Genomic DNA, 22,170 nt, shown 5'->3' with positions numbered 1-22,170 from the left:
GGTCTCCGTTTGGAGACCTTTTTAATATACTCAAAGTTGAAATTAGCTTCTTTTTTCTTTGATTCTGGCTTTTTTACCAGTAAGGCCACGCAAATAGAAGATACGTTTACGACGTACGCTACCTTTTTTGTTGATGTCGATTCCATCGATGAATGGAGATGACATAGGGAAGATACGTTCTACACCTACGTTACCTGACATTTTGCGAACAGTGAAGGTTTTTGTAACACCGGTTCCTTTAACCTGGATCACTACACCGCGAAAGTCCTGAACACGTTCTTTGTTACCTTCTTTAATTTTGTAGTGTACAGTAATGGTATCGCCAGCACCGAATTCAGGCAATTGTTTTGCTTGCTCTTCAGTTGCGAATGCTTGTTCTGCTACTTTAATTAAGTCCATCTTATTAAATGTTTTAAGTGGCAATATTACGCCGTTGTGGCATAAGAGATTGCATAAATTTTGCGCAAAATTAATAAAAATTGAATTCGATCAAAACTTTCAAGCTATTTATGATGAAATAATTTCAGCCATTGGGGTTTCTAAATGGCTGAAAATTGCATCAATGTGCACTTTCGTCTAATACCTTGAAGTGGTCGCCAGTGCTTTTCACAATAGCATCGTACCACCATTCCGGGTAGCCCGGTTGATCCGGAGATGCCGGCATGCCCCATTCGTTGCGTTCGAATTCGCCGTCTTTTTCTTTTTTCACGTTTCCGTCAATGTATTTCACCAGCAAATATTCAAACAGCTTTTCCCATTGGGCCGTCATGTTGTTGGCTTCGTTGTCCGAGTACATGGTCAGGAACTCACGGGCTTTTTCCGGGCTCGATTTTTCGTACAGCATTTTCGCTGCCGCATCAATAGCCGGTGTGGTTTCCATGAATTTGCCCTCGATTGTTGCTTGAGTTGCGCGCACGTGTTGAATCATTTCGCCGTAGCGCAGGTACGCAAAGTTGGTTACTTTGTTGAAAGTCCAGAAAGCCGAAGTAGGCGAGTAAGTCAACATGTCGCCGTTTCCAACGCGGAAACACTCCGGAACTTCTGTAATACCACAATACATGGGAGCGTAGCAAGTGCTGTAAGTATCGTCGACACCAAACCACAGGATTCCGCCAATTGGATCGGGGAGTGAGGCACGCGATTGTGCCACAAACGAGAAGCCGGTTTGTTGGGTTGAAATCGCGCGCTCGTTGCAATATTCAACCGAGTCAACTTTCCAGGTCAATCCTCTCCAGCGGTAAGGTAATTTATAAGGTCCGGCGCCAATATCCTGAGTCATGTCCAGATCGGTTCCTTCAAAGTGGTCGCGCATCATTTCCATCACGTCTTTCACCGTCAGCTTTTTGTCGGGTTTAATCCACAATGGCATGCGGTTGGATGCGTAATTGTTTTCGCCGCCGTGTTCAACTTTTCCTTCGGCATACTCGGTATACTGATCCATGCCTGAAGCCACTTTATTGAAGCCTGCCCAAACGCGAGCTTCGCAGAAACGGGCACCACCAAAGTCAACCGGTGCGTAAACATCCGAGAAACTAAAATCTTTATTCTTGCCGTCGAACCAGCCTTTTTCGCGTGCAAAGGAAATCACGTCTTTTGAATACAGGCAGTTATCCGAATCACTCAGCGGGAATGTGGTAATCCGTGCCTGGTTGGCGTGGCCCGAAATGTAACCGTCGGGAATGCGCATGGCGACCCAAACAGCTCCCTTTTCGCCTTCGCCTTTGCCGATCATCTCCATAATCCACACTTCATCTTTATCGGAAATAGAAAAAGATTCTCCCGAACTGTAATAACCATATTCGTCCACCAGGCTGGTCATCACTTCAATGGCTTCACGTGCTGATTTGGCACGTTGCAGAGCCACGTAAATCAGGCTTCCGTAATCCATGATAGCGCCTTCCTGCGTGTGCAGTTCCGACCGTCCGCCAAAGGTGGTTTCGCCAATGGCCAGCTGATGCTCGTTCATGTTGCCAATCACGCTGTAGGTATGTGCAATCTCCGGAATTCGTCCAAGGAACTTGCCGGTGTCCCACTCGTGAATATCTCTCATGGCGCCCTCCGGGTGATCGGCTGCCGGCTGGTGGTACAATTCGCCGTACAAGGTGTGCGAATCGGCCGCATAAGTAATCATGCTCGAGCCGTCGGCTGAGGCTCCTTTGGTAATCAGAAAATTGGTACAGGCAAACACCTGAACGTAAGCAAATGCCAACGCAAAAAATACAAGACTAATTCTTTTAATCATTCTATAAACACTTTTTTCGGGTCATCGACCGCCTGTTATTGCTATTTGTTTTGGTGAAAGGCTTTGCTAAAGCCTGCAACGATTTGGGGTTCGTTTGTTTTTTCGGTAGTCAGCAAATATAACGAAAGGAAGAGGAAGTTAAAATGATATCGCTCAAATGATCTGCTAAAATTTGAATGCTCAGGTTTCATTGGTTTTTACCGAAATCTCCGGAGGCAAAATCCCGCTACTTCACTTTTTTCAATTAGGTAATTATTGTCAGTTGTTTCGTGTAATTTTTTGTTTATCATTGCGCGCTTAGAAAAAAGGGGGGAAATAACGAAAGGGATAGAAGGGTTGAGAATGGGCTGAAACAGTGATTTTTGAGTTTTTGTTCGGTTGTGTGTAGACAACGAAACTGTATGTTCAAAAAGACTGGTTATGTTCTGTTGTTGACTTTTCTATCGTGGATGAAGCCGGTTGATGTTTTGGGGGAGCCGGTATCGCTTTCGTTATCATTCAAGCAAAAAAGACTGTTTTCTCAAGGGAAAAATAAGAACCGAAGAGTGAGTGATTGGCACAGCCTGAAAAAATGTTGTGCATGTATTTTGGATGTAAAAAAGTTAGCATTCTGTACGATAAGGCATTGGTTTAGTGTGATAAATGCGTCTGATTTGAACGATTATAAGGGTGTGAAGTGTTTGTGCGTTAATGCAAAATTTTAATCTCAATTCCGAAAAGTCATTCCGGGAAATGTTTAGTGCTTACTATGTTTCCCTGGTTAATTACGCCTGTACTTTTGTGAGCGACACGGACGATGCCGAGGATATCGTTCAGGAGGTGTTCGTGAATGTTTGGGAGCGGAAGGATGGTTTTGGGGATGAGTTTAAATCGTATTTATTCCGTTCGGTGAAAAACCGTTGCCTGAATTTTTTGAGAGATTCTGCTGTTAAAAAGAAGCGGTTGGACGAAATTCAGGAAGAAACTGTTGAGTTCGACCTCAATCACGATATGATCAGGGAAGAAGTCTATCAGAAATTGCTAGAGACTTTAAACACGTTGCCACCTCAGTGCAAGAAAATTTATCAATTGTCACTTTCCGGAATGAAAGCTTTCGAAATCGCGCAGGAGCTGAATTTGTCGGTTGAAACGATCAAGGCTCAAAAGAAACGGGCGAAAAAACTTTTGGTTACTCGTTTGGGCCGAATATCCTACATTTTGTTTGTGCTTTCACAAAATTTATAAAAAAATGTAAAAAACGTTTACCCCCTTTTCCCCCTTTTGGTGTACTAAGAATAACAGCCAATCAAAATGGTTTTATAAGTGGGTAAAATGAAACAATATGAAAGTAGAGAGTCGGCTTTGATTGTCAAATATATCAAAGGTGAGATCACTGACACTGAGCTGACCGAGCTGGACGCCTGGATTGGGGCATCGGCTTCGAATAAGCAGTTGTTTGAGAGTTTACTTTTGGAAGAGAATTTTGAAATAAGACGAAGCCATTCGTCTAAAGTCGATTTGGACAAAGCTTATCAACAATTGCAACGAAAAATAGCGATTCGGCAAAAGCCAGTTGCTAAAACTCGTGTTTTAAACTGGAAGCGGTTTAGCGCAGTTGCCGCATCAATTTTAATTCCGCTGGCGATTGGTGTCGTTGTTTTCATGCAGACTGAACGCCAGCCAAGACCACAGGTTGCCACAATCGAAGCGGGTAACCACAAGGCCCAGCTGTTTTTCTCGTCCGGCGAACGCATCGAGTTGGACGAGAACACAACCGATACAATTTATAAAGACAATACTTCGCTGGTAGCCGATCATGGAATGATTTCCTATTCGAACGAGAAAGCTGTTGAGGCTCAAATTAACCGTATTGTAGTCCCTCGCGGCGGCGAATTTCAAATGGTACTGGCGGATGGCACCAAAGTTTGGCTGAACTCAGAGTCGGAGCTGGTCTTCCCTACAGTCTTTAACGAAGCGACACGCTCCGTTGAGGTGAGTGGCGAAGCCTATTTTGAAGTTACCAAGAATAAAGAGAAGCCTTTTATCGTAAAAACTGGTGGTCAGCAGATCAAAGTCTTGGGCACTGCTTTCAACGTGCGCAACTATTCCGAAGAAGAAAGAGCAATAACAACACTTGTAGAGGGCTCCATTGCACTAACACCTGATGCGATGGCGCTGGGCAGTGTGCTGCTTAGTCCGGGTGAACAAACAATCCTCGATTTTGCGACTGTTGGTATCAGCAAGCAGTCGGTTGATGTCAGCGAATTCGTGTCGTGGAAAGAAGGCGAATACATATTTAAGAGTAAGCCGCTGGTGGACGTGATGAATGAGTTGGCGCGCTGGTATGACCTTGATGTTGAATTTGGCGACGAATCGATCAAGCGCAGTGTTGTAACCGGGAAGTTTAAACGGGTTAACACGTTTAATGCCTTTGTCGATTTATTGGATAAGATTGAAGTCGCTCATTTCGAGATAAGTGGAAATAAAGTAACAATCACTGAATAACATTAAAAAAGGGAATGCTGCAACACATTCCCCTCTTAAAATTCCCACTGCAATGGGAAAATGTAACATTAATACTTGAGCAAATTTATGAAAAAGAATGGTTTAAGTTATCCCATCGGGTGGGATAGATGGAAAAAAACACTTCTTATTATGAGGATAACCTTCGGGTTACTCTTAGTAGGAGTTATTCAAACTTTTGCCCTAAGCAGTTCTGCGCAGCAGGCGAAAGTTAGTTTGAATGAGAAGAATGCAAGCCTGGTGAGCATCTTTACCAGTCTTCAGAAACAGTCGAATCTTTCGTTTATGTACAAAGACGCGGATATTGAAAAATATCAGAGCGTGTCGATTGATGTGGAAGATGAAGAAATTCTGGAGGTGCTGGGTAAAGTTTTAGACAAAACCAACCTGAAGTACGAAGTGTATGACGATGTGATCATCATCAAACCGAAGGAAGTTCAGCAGGACGAAATGAAAGACGTGAAGGGGCAGGTTGTCGACGAAAAAGGCAATCCTGTTGCCGGAGCGAACGTCATTGTGCAGGGAACCGGACGCGGTGTCGTTACTGATTCTGACGGTCATTACACCGTGAAAGCCAAGTCTGACGATGTTTTGCGTTTCTCGTTTATCGGCTACAAGAGCCAGATTGTTTTGGTGGAAGCAAAAGCCAAAATCGATGTGAAGCTGGTGCCCGAAGTGGAAGACATTGACGAAGTTGCCGTTGTTGCATTTGGTGCTCAAAAGAAAGAGAGCATGGTATCGGCTATTACTTCCGTTAAATCCGGCGACTTAAAAAGTTCAGACAGTGACCTGACCTCTTCTTTTGCCGGAAAGATTTCCGGCGTAATTGGCTGGAACACCGGTGGTGCACCCGGTGCGCTGACTGACGATGAAATGAACACCAAGTTCTACATTCGCGGGATTACCTCGTATGCAACAGGAGCTAATATCGACCCGTTGATTTTATTGGATGGGATTGAAATTTCGAAGCTTGATCTGGCACGTATCGACCCGGATGATATCGAGTCATTCAACGTGATGAAGGATGCTTCGGCAACAGCCATGTATGGTGCCCGCGGTGCCAACGGTGTCATCTATGTAAAAACCAAGAAAGGGAAAGAAGGAAACATCCGTACTACTTTCAACTATGAGAAAATATTAAGTCGCCCGACCGATGAAATTGATGTGGTCGACCCGAAAGAATACATGCGCTTGTTCAACCAGGCTATTATGGGCCGCGGAATCAGCGACCAGCCGGTTTATTCGAACGAGCGTATCGAAGCGACCAACGATCCCCGTTACCCAAGCTGGGTAAACCCGGGCAACGACTGGTACGACATTCTGTTCAAAGATTACAGTATCAACAATCACTACGGGCTGAATGTACGTGGTGGTAGCGCAAAAGTGCAGTACTACGTTTCGATGAACCACAACGATAACAACGGTTTGATCAAAACAGACCCGTTGAACCAGTTCGATTGTAACATCTCGAACAAGCAAACCAACTTCCGCGTCAACCTGAATGCCGACCTGAATAAAAGCGCAAAGCTGAATATGAATTCGTTCTCGACCTACGACAACTATCACGGTACGGTCGCTGACGTGAGAACAGCTTACGCTTTGGCTTTCAACGCAAGCCCGGTTGATTACGCACCGGTTTACCCGGCTGACGAAGAGTACAGCTGGCCTCACATCCGTTTTGGTGGTCGCGGAATCGATTCCCAAACCGGAATTATCGACAACCCATACGCGGAAATTCACAAAGGGTATCGCGACCGGGTGAGATATTCAACCATCAACCAGTTTGAATACATTCAAAGTCTGGCAAGTTTTGTTAAAGGCCTGGAGTTGCGTGCAAGTGTTGCCTTGACTAAAACTGGTTACTTCGATAACGTGTACACCACAACGCCAGCACTTTATACACTCCGTAAATACGACTATGCAACCGGTGAATTCTGGTTGAGTGCGTCGAATCCGGGACAGGAAGATAACAAGCTGTCGAAAAAAACCGGTTTAAGCGGAAGCTACGCTGAGACCATCATGGACTACCAGTTGCGTGTGTTGCACACTGCTGCCTGGGGCGAACATCAAACCAGCTTTACCGGCGCTTTTACTGCCCGCCAGAAAGATGACTCGGCACCGGACGACCTGATGGGAAGTTTACCTTACCGGAACATTGGTTTGGCCGGTCGTGCAACCTATGGCTACAAGGATCGCTACTTTATTGAAGGTAGTTTGGGTGTGAACGGTTCAGAGCGTTTCGCTGCCGGAAACCGCATTGGTTACTTTCCTGCAGTTGGTGGTGCGTGGATTTTCTCGCGCGAGAACTTCCTCCGCTCGGCAAGCAATTGGTTGGATTTTGCCAAGTTGCGTGCGTCGTATGGTATTACTGGTAACGACGGTGTAATTAACGACCCGCGTTTCCTTTACCTGGAAGATATTGACGGTGGTGGCAACATCCTGGTTGGCGAACCTTCATATGGCCAATCATACATCGTGGTCAACAGCTATGCGAAAGAAAATACAAAATGGGAAACCAATGAACAATTGAACTTCGGTTTAGATGTAAAACTGTTTAAAGGTGTCGTCGAAATGAACGTGGATGCTTACCATGCTGTTCGCCACAACATTTACGACTACCGCTATACCATCCCTGCATCAGTTGGTTTAATTCAACCACCGCTGGATAACTTCGGTAAAGTGAAGTCGCAAGGTTTCGATTTCTCGGGAAAAGTTCAGCATGCCTTTAGCTCAGATTTATGGATGATCCTGAACGGAACAATCACATACAACAAAGCAACTTTCAAAGAAGTGGAAGAACCAGGTGGCAAGCCTGATTGGCAGAAACGTGTGGGCCACGATATTTCGCAAAGTTTTGCCTACATCGCTGAAGGTTTGTTCCAGGACTGGGATGAAATTGACAACGCTCCGGTGCAGGACGGAATCGTAGAGCCCGGCGACATTCGCTACAAGGATGTGGACAAGAACGGGAAAATTGATATCAACGATGCTGTTATGGCCGGGTATCCGGAAACACCACGCTTGATTTACGGTTTCAATGCATTCTTCCACTACAAGAGCTTCGAGTTTTCGATGGCGTTCCAGGGAGCAGGCAACAGAACCTTCTTCATCAACCCGGCTCAAATTTCGCCTTTTGTGAACAACCGTGCTGTGTTGACAGCGATTGCTGATTCGCACTGGACGGAAGAGAATCATGCAGATCACTCGTTCTGGCCTAAATTATCGACTGAGAGTATTGTTTATCACAACCCGCAGGAAGATTACGCCAATACCGAGCGCCGCAAGAGTACCTATTTCATGCGCGAAGGACAATTCCTGCGCTGTAAGCAAATTGAAGTTTCTTACTACCTCAGCAAAAACTGGATTAAGAAATACAAGATTGACAATTTCAAACTGTACGCCCGGGCAACGAATCCGTTCCTGATCAGTGATTTCAAACTGTGGGATATCGAGTTGGGATCAAGCGGATTTAACTATCCGATCCAACGGTCTTTTTCCCTTGGCTGTAACATTAGTTTCTAAAATTGAAAAGATATAACGAGATGAAAAAGAGAATACTATATTCCATGATTGGCCTTCTGGCGCTGACCTCGTGCGATAAGTACCTGGATGTTGTGCCCGAGGACGATATCCGAACCCTTGAGTCGGTCTTCGAGAAGAAGCAATCGGCCATGAGCTATTTCTACGGATGCTACAAATACTATTTAAATTCTGGTTCCATGTTCCGTGATCCGGGTGTGGCTGCGGGCGACGAAATGACAACCGGGCAGCTCTTGCGAAATTCAACACTTTCGGGAGGGGTTACAATTCCTGCTTTCGATATTGCAACCGGTTCGTTAAGCGCATCGAATCCAATTATGGGAACCTGGGGAGCATCGCAAAATTACTACGAAGCGATTCGTCAATGTAACGACTTTATCGAGAACGTTGACAACGTGTACAACATGACCCAGGAAGAAAAATCGGAGTACAAAGCGAGTGCAAAAGCCATTAAAGCGCTATACTACTTCGAGCTGATGAAAATGTACGGCCCCATCACCCTGGTTCCTGAGAATATTGACGTGGAAGCATCAATGGAGGAAATGCAGCTGCCACGCTCGCCTATTGATACTTGTGTAAATACCATCGTTCAGTTGTTTGATGAAGCCATTGAATTGGGGATTCAAACTTTTGCCGAACAACCCATGTACGAAGCAGGATTGTTGAATCGCGAGTCGGTTTATGCATATAAAGCCAAGGTTTTGCTGTGGGCTGCCAGTCCGTTGTTTAACGGTAATCCATGGTATTCGAACTTCACAAACCGCGATGGTGAGCAACTGTTTAGTGCCGACTACGATCCGAAAAAATGGGAGCGGGCAGCTATTGCAGCTGATGAAGCTGTGGCTTTCTGCGAGCAACGCGGTAAATCGTTGTATGACGGTTACAACGCAGAAGGTTCGGAGTTGGTGAACCGGGTGAGAGATATTCAACTTTCAGTCATGCCGATTGCCTTCGGATCGGATGAACTATTACACGGAACGTACTCACTTGTAGAAGCGGATATTATGACTCGTTTGCCACGTTTCTCAAGCGTGGACGAAACTTTGGAAACTTCAGCAAGCTACAATATTGGTTTGGTGAGTCCGACGATGACCATGGTAGAGCTCTTCTACACCGAAAACGGCTTGCCGATTGACGAAGATAAAAACTGGGATTTCTCGGGTCGTTACGAAATTGGCTCCGAGTCGGATTTCCGATACAATAACATTGTGGCACTGAACAAAGACGTGCTGAAACTGCACTTGCGTCGCGAGCCACGTTTCTATGCCAACATTGGTTTCGACGGTGGTGTGTGGAAACGCAAGGACGAATACATGGTGATGGAACCTTACCGTGGCGGGCGAAACGGCTTTGAAGAGCTGGTGGTAAAACCGACCGACCGACTGAATATCACGGGGTATTGGGTGAAGAAACATGTTCACAGCAGTAACTACACAGACCGAAGCACAACTGCGATCAAACCGGTTGCCCCATTCCCCAAAATGCGTTTAGCCGAGGTTTACCTGATGCAAGCTGAAGCGTGGAATGAATTCGAAGGTCCTTCAGAGAAAGTGTACGAAGCATTGAATGTGATTCGCAAACGCGCGGGTGTTCCCGACATTCAGGAAGCCTGGGAAGTGTATGCTAAAAATCCGGCCAAAATTGAAAACCAGGAGGCTCTGCGAGATATCATCCGCCAGGAACGCATGATCGAGTTGTGTTTCGAAGGTCAACGCTACTGGGATTTGAAACGCTGGAAAATTGCACACGAATACCTGTCGCAGCCGGTAAAAGGATGGAACGTGCTGGGTGAAAAAGGCGCCCAATTCTACAACCAGTTCAACGGACCGGTTGAAGTCTGGACATCCAACCGCTTCAGCTCGCCACGAGACTATTTCTGGCCAATTGAAGACGAGGAAGTGCTGCGGGCAAACGTTGTGCAGAACCCGGGCTGGTAATGTGCCGCAAGTTTACGCCTGCACACGCAGGCTCTTACTAACCAACAGTAAAAAGTAAAATGATGAAAAAATATTTTCTAATCTTATTCATGGCAAGCCTCTTGTTTTCGTGTTCCGACGACGAGAAGCTGCTGTTTGACGTTGACCTGGCCGATTTGGCGGTTTCGTTCGAGCCGTTCGAAGGAGGCGCGTATCTGAATTACAGCTTACCCGCCAATACCGCTATTTACGGTATTCAGGCCAAGTACAAGGACTACAAGGGACAGGAGCTGGTTGTTAAGGGAACACACACAAACAACCAACTGGAGTTATTTGGATTCAATGAAGCACAAACTGAAGTTCCGGTTGAAATCAGCCTGCTTGACCTTGAAGGAAATGCTTCCGAAACCGTGACCCGCACCTTCAATACCAAGTCGAGTGCTGCATTCAGTGTGTTCGACGAGCTGGAAGTGAACCCGCACTGGAACGGATTCCGTGTGAGTTATCCGGCTTTTGAAGGCCGTGCTGAAGGGATCGTCAACATCTATTACATTGGTGTTAACCCGAAAACCAACCTGATTGACTCGCTTTTGGTGAGCTCGCTTCCTTTTGCAGCGGATGGCTACACCGTAAAATACGCCGACCTGGAAGATGAGTCGATAGATGCAGTGACCGTGATTGTTAAATCGGAAGATGCTCGTGGTAATGTAGTTAAAAAGAAAATCTTCGAAGATGTTGCTGTTTCTCACGCAGGACAGTTCCCTTCGGGCAACATTGGATTCTCGGGATCATCGGAAGAAAATGATACGAAAAAACGAGGCTGGATGTACTTGTTCGATGGTGATGTTCGCGGCTCACAATGTTTGCTAAAGGGAGATGATAAGAAGGATTACAGCTATCGATCGTTAGCGGGAGCAGAATTTGACGGAAACAATGTCATCACGCTCGACCTGCAAAACGAGCACGAGATTGCCTGGATTCGCATCTACTCGCACCTGAGTGCTAAAATCCCGAACAGTTTCACGTCAGGGCGAACCTTAATGACAATGAAACTCGAATACCAGTTTTTCTATCCGAACAGTGTGACGCTTTACGGGACAAACGATACTGATGCGCCGGAGGCTGAGTGGGACGAGATTTCATCGTTTTACGAATCGGCAACGCTCGATCGTGAATCGCGTTGGACGGCTCCTGCATTTGATGAAGAAACTTACCTGACTGTTGACGAGTACGACCTCTTCCAGGACTCCGATCCGAACTATATCCAGTTGAACTGTGATATTACCGGACTTTCGTATCGCTACCTGAAAGTGAAAATCAACGAAACTTACTATTCGGGTAACTATGGGTTGACCGGCGTGTTCGGAATGGAAGAGTTGGAAGTTTATGTGAAACCTGAATAAAAATCTGAAGCAAATGAAAAGATTAATATATCTGTTGAGCATTGCCATCTCCCTTGTTGCTTGCGAAAGCATGGAGGATACCTATTCGGAATACAATACGCCCAAGGAACGGTATGTGGGGAAATGCTCAGACTTAGTGTTGGAACAAGGCTGGAACCGCTTCCGCCTGACATGGACCAATAGTGTGGACGCAGCCATCGAGAATATCAAAGTAAAGTGGGAAGGTGAGAAAGAATCGCCGGATAGTGTGATTTTGGCTGCCGGTACCGAAGTGTACGAAACCCTGCCGGTTTTCACCAACCAAAGTTACAAGTTCACGGTTACTGCAATCGATAACAGAGGCGTTGAGTCGTTCCCGGTTGAAGTGTACGGGAAACCCTTCACGGCGAGCAGCAGCCTGATCGAGATGTTCAGCACCGTGGAAAAGAAATTCTTCTTTGTTGATGAGGAGCTGATTGTTATGCTTTACGAAGCAGGGGGAGACATTTACAATGCGGAGATCTCTTATACATCGGGTGGTGAAGCGATGACCCGCGCCATTACATCCGAAGATTTTGAATTGGGCCGTTTGCAGATTTCAGGAGTGGATGCCGGTAGCGATGTGACCATGAGTGGCACCATGAATTTGACCGAATGCATTGATGAAATCCCGGTTGAACCTTATGTGCTGGATCGCGAAAAGCGAAGCTGGTCGGGTGCATTCATCGGGGCCATGCGCGAGCAGTTCGACATGCAGGATGTGAGCGATGAGCAGCTTGACACACTCACAACTTTGTACATCGACTATAACGTTAACAGTTTGGAAGATATCCTTTATTTGCCCAATCTGGAGCATGTTGTGTTGGGTAAACGCCGGATGAACTCGGCTTCAACCTACATCTCGAGCGCCTCTTATGTGAGTAAAATTACCGACGTGGATGCCAGTTTATTCGCTTTGCGCAAAATGCACGACATAAAAGGAATCACGGTTGATATTTACGGAAACCAGTTCTTAATCAAGGACAGCCTGGATTTTGAAACGCTTCATTCAACAAACCCGCCACCGGCAGTTTCGGTTCCGGCTGATGCCAGCTCGTGGGTGTTGACCATCAACAACCCGGATTATTACGAAAATGAAGACCCGGCAGACAACCACCCTTACGAGTTGGAGAACATGCTGGGCTCGTACAACGACTGGCAGTCAATTCCGCAGTCGGGCACCTTGGAAACGCACGAGATTACTTACGACATGAACGAGCTGAAAGAAGTGAAAGGCTTCCAGTTCTACCAGTCAACCTCGCGTTTTGTACGCAGTTATCTTCCATCAACCATCGAAGTGCATGTGTCGGCCGACGGTGACAAGTGGGAAACCGCTTTCTACCAGGCAACCATGAATGTTGGTGGTGCACCGGGCGAAGTAACCATTGCCCACATGGCCGAACCGAAGACGGTTCGATATATTAAAATGATCGTTCGCGATGTTGAATCAAGTTCAACGAACTACGTGGCGATTGGCAATTTTGTACCCGTTCTTTAAGAGTGATAACCCCAGAGAGCTTGCGCCGGTACCGTGCCGGTGCTCGCTCTCTTTTTTAGGCTAAGCGTATTTTATGAAACAAATCAGGTTGATATTGGCTTTCCTGCTTTTGGCGGCTTCGGTCAATGCCCAAACCGGGAAAGTGTATCCAAACACAGGAATCAAAAAAGGTGTACTTAAAAACGGACTAACCTACTACCTCTATCATAATCCCGGTGCACAGGGCAAGGTAAACTTTTACCTGGTTCAGGATGTCGGTGCAATTCTCGAAGAAGACAACCAGGCCGGTTTGGCGCACTTCCTGGAACACATGTGTTTTAACGGAACCCAAAACTTCCCCGGCAATGCCATCATGGAGAAGTTTAGTGCCAAGGGGTTGACCTATAACATTAACGCCTACACGGGCATCGACCAAACGGTTTATCATTTTACAAACATCCCGTCGAACGACCGCGCTTTTTGCGACGAATGTATCTTGATTTTGTACGACTGGTGCCACAGCATTACCCTTGCCCCGGACAGGGTTGAAGCCGAGCGGCCGGTTATTTTGGAAGAAATGCGTACCCGGAATAATCTGAATTTTCGTCTGAGCGAACAGGCCTCACCGGTGCTTTATAACCACTCTAAATTTGCGGATCGAAATATTATTGGGCCGGCGGAAGTCATCAAAAATTTTACACGCGACGAGCTGATCGATTTCTATCATGCCTGGTATCGCACCGACTTACAAGCCATTGTTATTGTCGGCGATATTGATGTGATTGAAACCGAAGAGAAGGTGCGCAACCTGTTCTCAACGCTTCCCCCGAAAGAAAACCCGAAAGAACGCTACCACATCAGCATCCCCGATAACAGCGAAACTTACTACAAGGAGATTCGCGATGCGAACCTTAAAGAGCAATCGGTTCAAATTAGCTTCCGGCATGATTATACCGAAAACACCGACAACAACTTTATGGGTGTTTTGCTGAATGGCATGCTGCAAAAGCGAGTGGCTAAACTGCTGAAAGACGATAAAGACAAGGATAAAAACGCCGGGGAAAAGTTTGTGCGGTTGTCGCTGAGCTTTGCGCCAATTCAATACGGTTACGGAAACTACACCATTGATGTGGCCTACCATGAGGGAAAAGCCGAAGAAGCTTTGCAGGCGGCATTGGGCATGCAGAAAGATGTGCTGGAAAATGGCTTCACCGAAGAGGAGTTCACGAGCTTTAAAGAGAAATTGCAGGAAAGTTTGAAGAACCTGGTGAATGCCCGCAACGGCTTGTCAAACGATTACCATTTCGAGAATATTAAAAAGAACTTTATCAGCAAGGTCGATTTGCTGGATGAAAAGTCGAACCTGAAGGCGTTCCAAAAATTGGTGGACGGGCTCACGTTGGCCGATTTGCAGGCCGAGCTTAACCGTTGGTATTCGGGCCCCAATAAATCGATCTTGGTGAAAGGCGACCTGGAAGACAGCCTGATGACAAAGCAACAGGTGCTCGACTGCGAACTGAATTGCAAAGCGTTCCCGGTTATCCCGGGCAAAGACGATGATGACGATCAAGCGGCTGATGAAAGCCAGTTGGCCGGTGACAGCCTCGAAGGTTCGGAGGTTGTCGCTTCGGAAAAGATCGCTGATCTGGTGGCTGAAAAATGGACACTGGCCAATGGAGCCACGGTCGTTTTTAAAGAATGCAATTTTACCGCCGATGGCATTGTGGTTTACGCGACCAGCCCCGGAGGACTTTCGAACCTGAACGGAACGGATTGGGTGAATGGCATGGTATTTACAAGCTTTGCTCCGGCTTACGGAGTGAACGGCTATTCGCAGGAGCAATTTGAAAACCTGCTTAAAACGAAGCAGATTCAAAGCCAGTTGAAAATTGGCCAGCGCGACGAGGAAGTGGTGGTGCTTTGCAAATATGCCGAGGTTGAAACAGCCTTTCAGTTGCTGTACGGCCAGTTCACCAGTCCCGAAATCTACTCCGAAAAGTTTGATAAGCTCTACGCTGACCTCGGAGTTTCCATTAAGCAAACCCCGGTGACCTACAAAACCATGCTGAGCGATACCATTGCCCTGGCGCGTTATGGCGCCGATCGCTATCATCCGGTCGACAGTAGTTGGTTCGCAGCCATTTCGCAGGAGCAGTTGCAGAAGGTTTACGCTGATCGTTTTCAGGATGCCGGCAACTTCACCTTTTATATTATCGGTGGAATTGGTTCGGGCAAAGCGAAAAAGCTGGCCGAGAAATACATTGGTTCCTTGCCGACAACAGGTCGGAATGAAACGGCGACCCTGATTGAGAATCGCCTGGGACCGGGCCGCAGAAAGCAAACCTGCCATTTCGATATTCCCGGTAACCAGGCCGGAGTGGTGTACAACCTGGACATGGCCGCCGACTTCACGTTCAAAAACAACATTTGTTTTGCCATGATGAAGTCGTACCTGCAGGAGCAGCTGCACAACGAAATTCGCCAGAAGAACCGCGGAACTTACGGTGTGCAGGTTTCAAACAGGCTGGAACGAGCCACCTCGAAGAACTGCAACTTCGAAATTCGCTTTGAATGTGACCCGGAGCGGGCAGAAGAATTGGACGACATTCTGCACGAGTCGCTGGTGAGCATTTGCGAGAATGGAATCAGCCCCGAAGATTTTGAGGTACTCCGGAAAAAGTTCGATCAGCCGCAAGGCATGCCGATGAAGAATAACCAGTACTACCTGAATATTCTGAAGGATTATGTGGAACTGGGAACCAACAACGACGAAAAAGACTTTTTCAAAAATACACTCGACAGTGTTGACCGCGATTACATGAATGAGATGCTCAAAGAGCTGATCGCCAATGCTGCGATTCTCGACCTGGTTTATATGCCGCGCTAAACAGCAGTCGTAACCCGGTCGGTATAAAACTTAACAATACTATTCTTCCCGGAATTAGTTTCTCCCAAGCCCGTCGCCGCCTCCCTTGGTGGCGGGCTTATTTGTTTCTGTTGGTAATTTTGAGTTTGCCTGTAAAATGCGCCTGTTTTTGCCTATTTTAGTCCTTCAACATTAAAATTACCACTATGAAACTGCGAGCTTTCCATAAACTCTCCTACGGACTTTATTTAATCGCTTCGGAACACGAGGGTAAAAAGGCGGGCTACATCGCCAACACCGTCTTCCAGGTAACTTCCAAGCCGCCGCTGATTGCTATTTCGTGCCACAAGGATAACATGAGCACGGCCGTCATTCGAAATTCGGGTAAGTTTTCGGTGTCGGTATTGAAGAAAGAGCTGGATGTGAAAATCATTGGTGATTTTGGCTTCATGTCGGGCGACGAGATAGATAAGTTTAACCAGCGCGAGCTGATGACAGCGAAAACCGGTGCACCGATTGTGTTGAATGAAGCCGTGGCCTGGTTCGACTGTACCGTGCACCAGGAGATTGATTTGGGAACGCACTGGCTGGTAATCGGGGAAGTGCAGGACAGCGATCTGCTGTCGGAGGACGATCCGCTTACTTACGCCTGGTACCGCGAAAAATACAAGATGTTCTCGCCCCGAAATTCGCCAACTTATCTTGAAAAAGACAAGCTGGATGAAGAGCGTAAAGAGGACGAAGCGAACGCCCCGCAGGAAGAACCCAAACACGAAGGAGCCGAACCGCACGTCTGCCTGATTTGCGGTTTTGTGTACGATCCCGAAGTTGGCGACCCGACCATGGGAATCCCGCCGGGAACACCTTTCGAGGACCTGCCGGAAGAATACAAATGTCCGATTTGCAACGCCGGAAAAGATTATTTCCGTAAAGTATAAGCATCGCGTGCTTTGAAGCCCGGAGCAAGACACTTTCCCCGAGGTCCAAATGAAAAGTACATCGGGGATTGTTTTTTTCCCAAGGTGCGCAAGACGGGAACATATGACAGCAAAGGGCATCGGGCTGCCTGAGACAAAATAGTAGAGGCTGACTCATTGAGTCAGCCTCTTTTGTGATTATGATTCCTCCCCATAGGAATCGTGCTCTGTTTCCCTCTAGAGCTTCTTTAGCGTCAGTGTTAATGTTTTTTGATTCCCTTAAGCGCTTTGGGATCATCTACTTTGATCAAGCTGATAGCATAACCACCACCAGAAGCACAAAACAACTCAAACTTACTTTTGTTCGTTACAGCGAATTTTTCAATCTCGTAAGCTTTCGGATTATTTTTGTAGTGCGCGTCCTTTCTGTCGTGGTAAACCGTTGCCAGGTACTTTTCTCCTTCAGGTAAAAAGTCGAGGCTGATTTCCGATGTCCGCGGCTCCTCGTCGTTGGTGCGTCCCACGAACCAGTTATCAGTTCCTTTTTCTTTGCGGGCGTAGGTAATGTAGTCGCCGGGTTCAGCTTCCAGCACTTTGCTGTCGTCCCAGTCCACCGGCACGTCAACTATAAATTGAAAAGCATCGAGGTATTTCTCGTAAGTTTCCGGCAGGTCGGCAGCCATTTGCAGCGGGCTGTACATGGTCACGTACAGGGCCAGCTGGCGGGCAATGGTGGTGTTTACCCACGAATGATTGTCGGGATTGTACTGGCTCACATCCTGCTCAAAAATTCCGGGTGTGTAATCCATCGGGCCACCAATCAAACGAGTGAAGGGCAGAATGGTGGTGTGGTCGGGCGTGTTGCCGCCAAAGGCTTCGTACTCGGTTCCCCGAGCCGATTCGTTGCCGATCAGGTTGGGATAGGTGCGGCAAATACCGGTTGGGCGAACAGCCTCGTGCGCATTCACCATGATTTTATAGTCGGCAGCTTTTTCAATCGCATAATGGTAATGGTTGACAATGAACTGGCTGTAGTGCGTTTCTCCGCGAGGAATAATGTCACCCACATAACCGCTTTTTACGGCATGGTAACCGTGATCAACCATAAACTGGTAAGCCTCGTCCATGTGGCGTTCGTAGTTGCGAACCGAACCTGATGTTTCGTGGTGCATGATTATTTGCACCCCTTTTGAAGCTGCATAATCGCGAATTTCATCCACATCAAAGTCAGGGTAGGGGGTTACGAAATCAAAAACGTAGTCCTTCGATTTGCCGAACCAGTCTTCCCAGCCTTCGTTCCATCCTTCAACCAAAACACCATCAAAACCATATTTCGCGGCAAAGTCGATGTAGGCTTTCACATGGGCGGTATTGGCGGCGTGACGACCATTCTGCGTTAGTTTCGAGAAGTCGGTTACACCCAGTTGAACACTCGGAACATCGGCGTAAGCCCAGCTGCTTTTGCCGGTAATCATTTCCCACCAAACCCCAACGTATTTCACCGGCTTAATCCAAGAGGTATCGGCAATTTTGCAAGGCTCGTTCAGGTTGAGGGTGATGTGCGACAGCAGGATATCTCCGGCTTTGTCGGATACAATCACGGTTCTCCACGGACTGGTGCAGGGTGCCTGCATGTAGCCTTTGTCGCCAACGGCGTCGGGTGTAAGCTGCGAGGTAAAGACCATATCCTGATCGTCCAGGTTCAGGTGCATACACGAGTAGTCGACCAGCGCCGCTTCGTGCAGGTTGAGGTAGATACCATCGTCGGTTTTCAGCATCAGTGCGGTTTGCACGGTGGTTGGGCCGGCGGCTTTTTGCGATGCATTTGGTGTGATGGCTGCTTGCATCAACCCGCGAATTTCCGAAAGCTTCGATTTGTGGTAGCTGTATTCCTGGGTGTCGTAATCGCCCGGAATCCACCAGGCTGTGATGTCGCCGGGCATGGCGAATTGGGTTTTTTCTTCCTTGATGACGAAATAGACCAGGTTTGGCTGATCGGGGAATTCGTAACGGAATCCCAGTCCGTCGTCAAACAGGCGAAAACGAACGATCATTTTGCGGTCGGTAGTTGTCTGATTCAGGGTAACGGCAAGTTCGTTGTAGTGGTCTCTGATTTCGCTCACTTCGCCCCAAACCGGTTTCCAGCTTTCGTCAAAGGTCGAACGTTTCACACCGTCAACAACAAAGTCGTTCAACAGGTCGGCTTCATTTTTCAAATCAAAGCCCAACCGGCTGTCTTTAATCACGGCTTCACCTTTGTAGAACAGCCGATAGACGGGCTGACCGTCAATCACTTCAAATTCCAGTTTCTGGTTCCCATTGGGGGATAACAGTTCCTCAGCCCGGGCGAACCCAACGCTGAGTAAAAGGGCAAGGATCAATACTAAATTTTTCATTCGTATAAATTTTCGTTTTACTATTAATTTTTTGAACGTACTCAAGGAATAGCCATTGATTCATTTTCGTTTTGCATGAGCTTTGTCTGTATGGCTATTGCATTGTTAATTATTTTCGGTAGCTATTAATTCGATTTGATGAATTTACTGTTTGTTGTTTTGCTGCCGGAATTTATTTGCAGAAAATAAACGCCGTTTTGCAGGTTGGCAATGTTTAAGTCGACAGTTGATTGTTCGGGGCTGACTTCCCGGATCAGTTTCCCATCCATCGTAAAAATCCGGAGCTCAGTGATCTTTTCATCCGCCTGAACCCAAAGTTGTGTTGAGGCCGGGTTTGGGAAAACAGAAACTGAGCTCGCTGCAATTTGCTGATCCTCGACATCGGTCGCCAAATCCTTGAAGGCGGGTAACTGCTGATCCGAGTACAACCGGTATTCTCCTGCTGCCAATGTGATGGTTTGGCTGGTTGAGCTGACGGCGTAAGTTTCTCCGGTGAAAAACTCGTACCAGGTTCCGGTTTGCGAGAACGGTGCAGAAATGGAGGCTGAAGCCACTCCGAAGTTACCGATCAACGTGATGTGGTGTCCGTCTTTTGAGAGCTGTAACGATTTGGTTGCACCGCTCAAGCTGCGTGTCTCGGTTCCCGAGGTGAAAACCGGATATTGTTTCCGGAGTCGCAGCATGGCCGAGTAAACATCGAAAAGCTTTTGCCGGTTTGTATCGTCCAGGTAATCCCATTTGACCGGTTTCTCACCAACCCGTTCGTTGTAATCGATGGAATAATCGTATCCCAACTCACCAAACTGCCAAATCATTTTTGGCCCGGCCAAACTAAAGAAAAAGGCTGCAGCCATTGCATTACGTTCCAATGCTGTTGCAAGTTGGGTGATATCGTAGTCGCCGGATGAGTTTCCGTATTGCAGGTTTTTATACATCAGGCGCTCCTCGTCGTGGCTTTCCATGTAAGCGACCAGCCCGGGTTGAGCGAATCCGCGAGCTTGGTAGGATGACCAGGAGAAATCCGAGTTGTCATTCCAGCCCATGGTTGCTTCGTTGAAATTGTAGTTGCCATTTCCCCATACCATCATACCATTGCTGTAACTGGTTAGTACCTGTTCTTCAGCGTTAGCTGCAAAATGCTCGAGAATAACGTAAGCATCGGATTTTACCGACCAGATGTGGTTGGCCATACGCTCGAGAATGGCAATGCGCGAGGCGTCGTAGGCCGAACCGTCTCCGGCTGTGTTGGTGAACCCTTTGGTAAAATCGAAGCGGAAGCCATCCACCTTATATTCATTCATCCAATAGCTGGTAACCGTGTCAACAAAGGCCTGAGTGTAGGTACTCTCGTGATTAAAGTCGGAACCCCACGAATAGGCGGTATTTGGTGATGTTACGTTGAACCAGGGATTGTCCGCTGAAGGACGGCTGTTGGTGTCGTCCCAATACATTTTTGCCATGGGGCAACTGTTGTAGGCATGATTTAGAACCATGTCCTGAATGACGATCATCCCGCGGTTATGAATCGAGTCGATCAATTCTTTCAAATCATCTTTGGTTCCGTAGGCTTTGTCGGGGGCAAAATAGTAGTTCGGGTTGTAACCCCAGCTGCTGTTGCCTTCAAATTCGCTAAATGGCATCAGCTCGATGGCATTCACGCCCAGGCGTTCCAGGTAACCGAGTTTGTCGATAACCGCCTGGTAAGTACCGTCCTCGGTAAAGTCGCGGATCAGCAGCTCGTAAATCAATAAATTTTCCTTGCTCGGCAAGGTCCACGAGCTGGTTTTCCATTCGTAAGCGGTTTGGCCGGTTTGCAAAACAGATGCACGGCCCGAGGTTTTGTCGCTTGGATAGACAATCAGGTCGGGATAAACTGCATCTGTAATGTAGCTGTCGTCGTAGGGATCGCTGATTTTATCGCAAAGCGGATCGCCAACCCGGACGTCTCCGTCGATCCAGTATTGGTAAATGTATTCTTGTTGAGGCGTTAAATTGGAAAGGGTGATCCAAAAGTATTCGCCATCTTTTTTCATCTGGTAGTCAGTCGAAGGTGTCCAGTCGTTGAAATCGCCCAAAACGTAGATGTCGGTTTTGTTGGGCGCTAAAAGGACTAGTCCAACTTCAGTTTCGCTAATGTAATTAATGCCCTGCTTGTAGGAGCTTGGTTTTGCTTGTGTCCCGGGAGCGGGGCTAACAAAGATATGTAACGAATCGTAGGTGGTCGATCCGTTCAGGCTGGCGGAGGCAATGAGCCATTTCCAGCCGGTGTCGGTTAATGTCGTTGTAGTTGAAATGCTGCTTCCGGTTTGTGAAGCCAGCAATGTTTCATCCATTTTCAGGCTTAAGTCGGCGTCAGCTGAGCTCAAAGCGGAGATGCTCAGACTGGAGTTTTGTTGAAACAGCGTTTGACCTTCCGGAGACGAAATGGTGATCGCCAGTGACGACTGGTAAACGGTTACCGGCAAGTCGTTGGTTTGCTTGGTTCCGTCGGCAGAACGAAAAACAAACATCAGTTGAGTTACGGTTTCTGTTGCCGGAACACTGTAATAAGTGTTGATATCGGGAGTGATTACCAATTCGTACCGGCCACTGCCCAGGTAGGTAAGCTTGGGTTGTGTGGTATTGTTAGCCCAACTTCCAATCACATGTTGCCATGAGTCGCTCCCTTCGATTTTAACCCCGGTGTGTGCATACAAATCGCCGGTAAAATAGCCTAGTCGACTTTCCATCGAAGAGTCGAAGGTAATTGTTACCGCCACACTGGCTGTCGGAAAAGCCGGAGAGCTGGTAATTTGCGCTTTGCCCAGGAAGCTTACAAAAAGGAATATCAGGGGTAGAAAATACTTCATAGTTCCGGGTTTGGATGATGAATAGGGCTGCCTTATATTCCAAC

General features: G+C 47.2%; 12 protein-coding genes. 8 read left to right on the top strand and 4 right to left on the bottom strand.

What is annotated here, in order from left to right:
• Nucleotides 1-42 precede the first annotated feature (42 nt).
• Together rplS and BC643_RS23050 are read right to left on the bottom strand one after the other, a co-directional pair.
• Nucleotides 43-399: a 50S ribosomal protein L19 gene (rplS, locus tag BC643_RS23055; RefSeq protein WP_120275833.1), complete on the bottom strand. Its 357-nt coding sequence runs from the start codon at nt 397-399 to the stop codon at nt 43-45.
• A 160-nt stretch (nt 400-559) separates the two neighbouring features.
• Nucleotides 560-2,242, bottom strand: coding sequence for a dipeptidase (locus BC643_RS23050; RefSeq protein ID WP_120275832.1), 1,683 nt, complete (start codon nt 2,240-2,242; stop codon nt 560-562).
• A gap of 690 nt (nt 2,243-2,932) precedes the next feature.
• On the opposite strand from BC643_RS23050, the gene BC643_RS23040 reads away from it, so the two are divergent.
• The 8 genes from BC643_RS23040 to BC643_RS23005 all read left to right on the top strand — a co-directional run bounded on the left by BC643_RS23040 (nt 2,933) and on the right by BC643_RS23005 (nt 16,902).
• Nucleotides 2,933-3,466 carry an RNA polymerase sigma-70 factor gene (locus BC643_RS23040; protein WP_120275830.1) on the top strand — a complete coding sequence of 178 codons (534 nt, stop codon included), beginning with the start codon at nt 2,933-2,935 and terminating at the stop codon, nt 3,464-3,466.
• Nucleotides 3,467-3,553: 87 nt separating this feature from the next.
• On the top strand, nt 3,554-4,726 hold the full coding sequence (locus BC643_RS23035) for a FecR family protein (protein ID WP_120275829.1): 1,173 nt from the start codon (nt 3,554-3,556) through the stop codon (nt 4,724-4,726).
• A gap of 150 nt (nt 4,727-4,876) precedes the next feature.
• Entirely contained in the window at nt 4,877-8,266 is a 3,390-nt protein-coding gene (locus BC643_RS23030) for a TonB-dependent receptor (RefSeq protein ID WP_211338180.1), read from the top strand.
• Between the two features lie 20 nt (nt 8,267-8,286).
• Nucleotides 8,287-10,221: a RagB/SusD family nutrient uptake outer membrane protein gene (locus BC643_RS23025; RefSeq protein ID WP_147377319.1), complete on the top strand. Its 1,935-nt coding sequence runs from the start codon at nt 8,287-8,289 to the stop codon at nt 10,219-10,221.
• 62 nt (nt 10,222-10,283) lie between these two features.
• Nucleotides 10,284-11,603: a DUF4959 domain-containing protein gene (locus BC643_RS23020; RefSeq protein WP_170154668.1), complete on the top strand. Its 1,320-nt coding sequence runs from the start codon at nt 10,284-10,286 to the stop codon at nt 11,601-11,603.
• Nucleotides 11,604-11,616: 13 nt separating this feature from the next.
• Nucleotides 11,617-13,119 carry a DUF4998 domain-containing protein gene (locus tag BC643_RS23015; RefSeq protein ID WP_120275825.1) on the top strand — a complete coding sequence of 501 codons (1,503 nt, stop codon included), beginning with the start codon at nt 11,617-11,619 and terminating at the stop codon, nt 13,117-13,119.
• A gap of 73 nt (nt 13,120-13,192) precedes the next feature.
• Nucleotides 13,193-15,985, top strand: coding sequence for a M16 family metallopeptidase (locus tag BC643_RS23010; RefSeq protein WP_120275824.1), 2,793 nt, complete (start codon nt 13,193-13,195; stop codon nt 15,983-15,985).
• Between the two features lie 185 nt (nt 15,986-16,170).
• The gene (locus BC643_RS23005) at nt 16,171-16,902 is read left to right on the top strand and encodes a flavin reductase (RefSeq protein ID WP_120275823.1); all 732 of its coding nucleotides are present in this window, start codon (nt 16,171-16,173) and stop codon (nt 16,900-16,902) included.
• Between the two features lie 239 nt (nt 16,903-17,141).
• Here BC643_RS23005 and BC643_RS23000 read toward each other — a convergent pair whose 3' ends face one another.
• Both BC643_RS23000 and BC643_RS22995 read right to left on the bottom strand, forming a co-directional pair.
• On the bottom strand, nt 17,142-19,277 hold the full coding sequence (locus BC643_RS23000) for a glycoside hydrolase family 97 protein (protein WP_120275822.1): 2,136 nt from the start codon (nt 19,275-19,277) through the stop codon (nt 17,142-17,144).
• Between the two features lie 125 nt (nt 19,278-19,402).
• A complete protein-coding gene (locus tag BC643_RS22995) occupies nt 19,403-22,126 on the bottom strand; it encodes an alpha-amylase family glycosyl hydrolase (protein WP_120275821.1) in 2,724 nt (907 codons plus the stop codon).
• Nucleotides 22,127-22,170 lie beyond the last annotated feature (44 nt).

The organism is Mangrovibacterium diazotrophicum (assembly GCF_003610535.1).
Lineage (GTDB): Bacteria > Bacteroidota > Bacteroidia > Bacteroidales > Prolixibacteraceae > Mangrovibacterium > Mangrovibacterium diazotrophicum.
The sequence above is the reverse complement of the archived record's forward strand: the minus strand, read 5'-3'. Positions and strand labels throughout refer to the sequence as shown.

Bases quoted from the DNA above. Each gene is read 5' to 3' on its own strand.
- rplS (WP_120275833.1), bottom strand. From the start codon at position 399: ATGGACTTAATTAAAGTAGCAGAACAAGCATTCGCAACTGAAGAGCAA.
- BC643_RS23050 (WP_120275832.1), bottom strand. From the start codon at position 2,242: ATGATTAAAAGAATTAGTCTTGTATTTTTTGCGTTGGCATTTGCTTAC.
- BC643_RS23040 (WP_120275830.1), top strand. From the start codon at position 2,933: ATGCAAAATTTTAATCTCAATTCCGAAAAGTCATTCCGGGAAATGTTT.
- BC643_RS23035 (WP_120275829.1), top strand. From the start codon at position 3,554: ATGAAACAATATGAAAGTAGAGAGTCGGCTTTGATTGTCAAATATATC.
- BC643_RS23030 (WP_211338180.1), top strand. From the start codon at position 4,877: ATGAGGATAACCTTCGGGTTACTCTTAGTAGGAGTTATTCAAACTTTT.
- BC643_RS23025 (WP_147377319.1), top strand. From the start codon at position 8,287: ATGAAAAAGAGAATACTATATTCCATGATTGGCCTTCTGGCGCTGACC.
- BC643_RS23020 (WP_170154668.1), top strand. From the start codon at position 10,284: ATGAAAAAATATTTTCTAATCTTATTCATGGCAAGCCTCTTGTTTTCG.
- BC643_RS23015 (WP_120275825.1), top strand. From the start codon at position 11,617: ATGAAAAGATTAATATATCTGTTGAGCATTGCCATCTCCCTTGTTGCT.
- BC643_RS23010 (WP_120275824.1), top strand. From the start codon at position 13,193: ATGAAACAAATCAGGTTGATATTGGCTTTCCTGCTTTTGGCGGCTTCG.
- BC643_RS23005 (WP_120275823.1), top strand. From the start codon at position 16,171: ATGAAACTGCGAGCTTTCCATAAACTCTCCTACGGACTTTATTTAATC.
- BC643_RS23000 (WP_120275822.1), bottom strand. From the start codon at position 19,277: ATGAAAAATTTAGTATTGATCCTTGCCCTTTTACTCAGCGTTGGGTTC.
- BC643_RS22995 (WP_120275821.1), bottom strand. From the start codon at position 22,126: ATGAAGTATTTTCTACCCCTGATATTCCTTTTTGTAAGCTTCCTGGGC.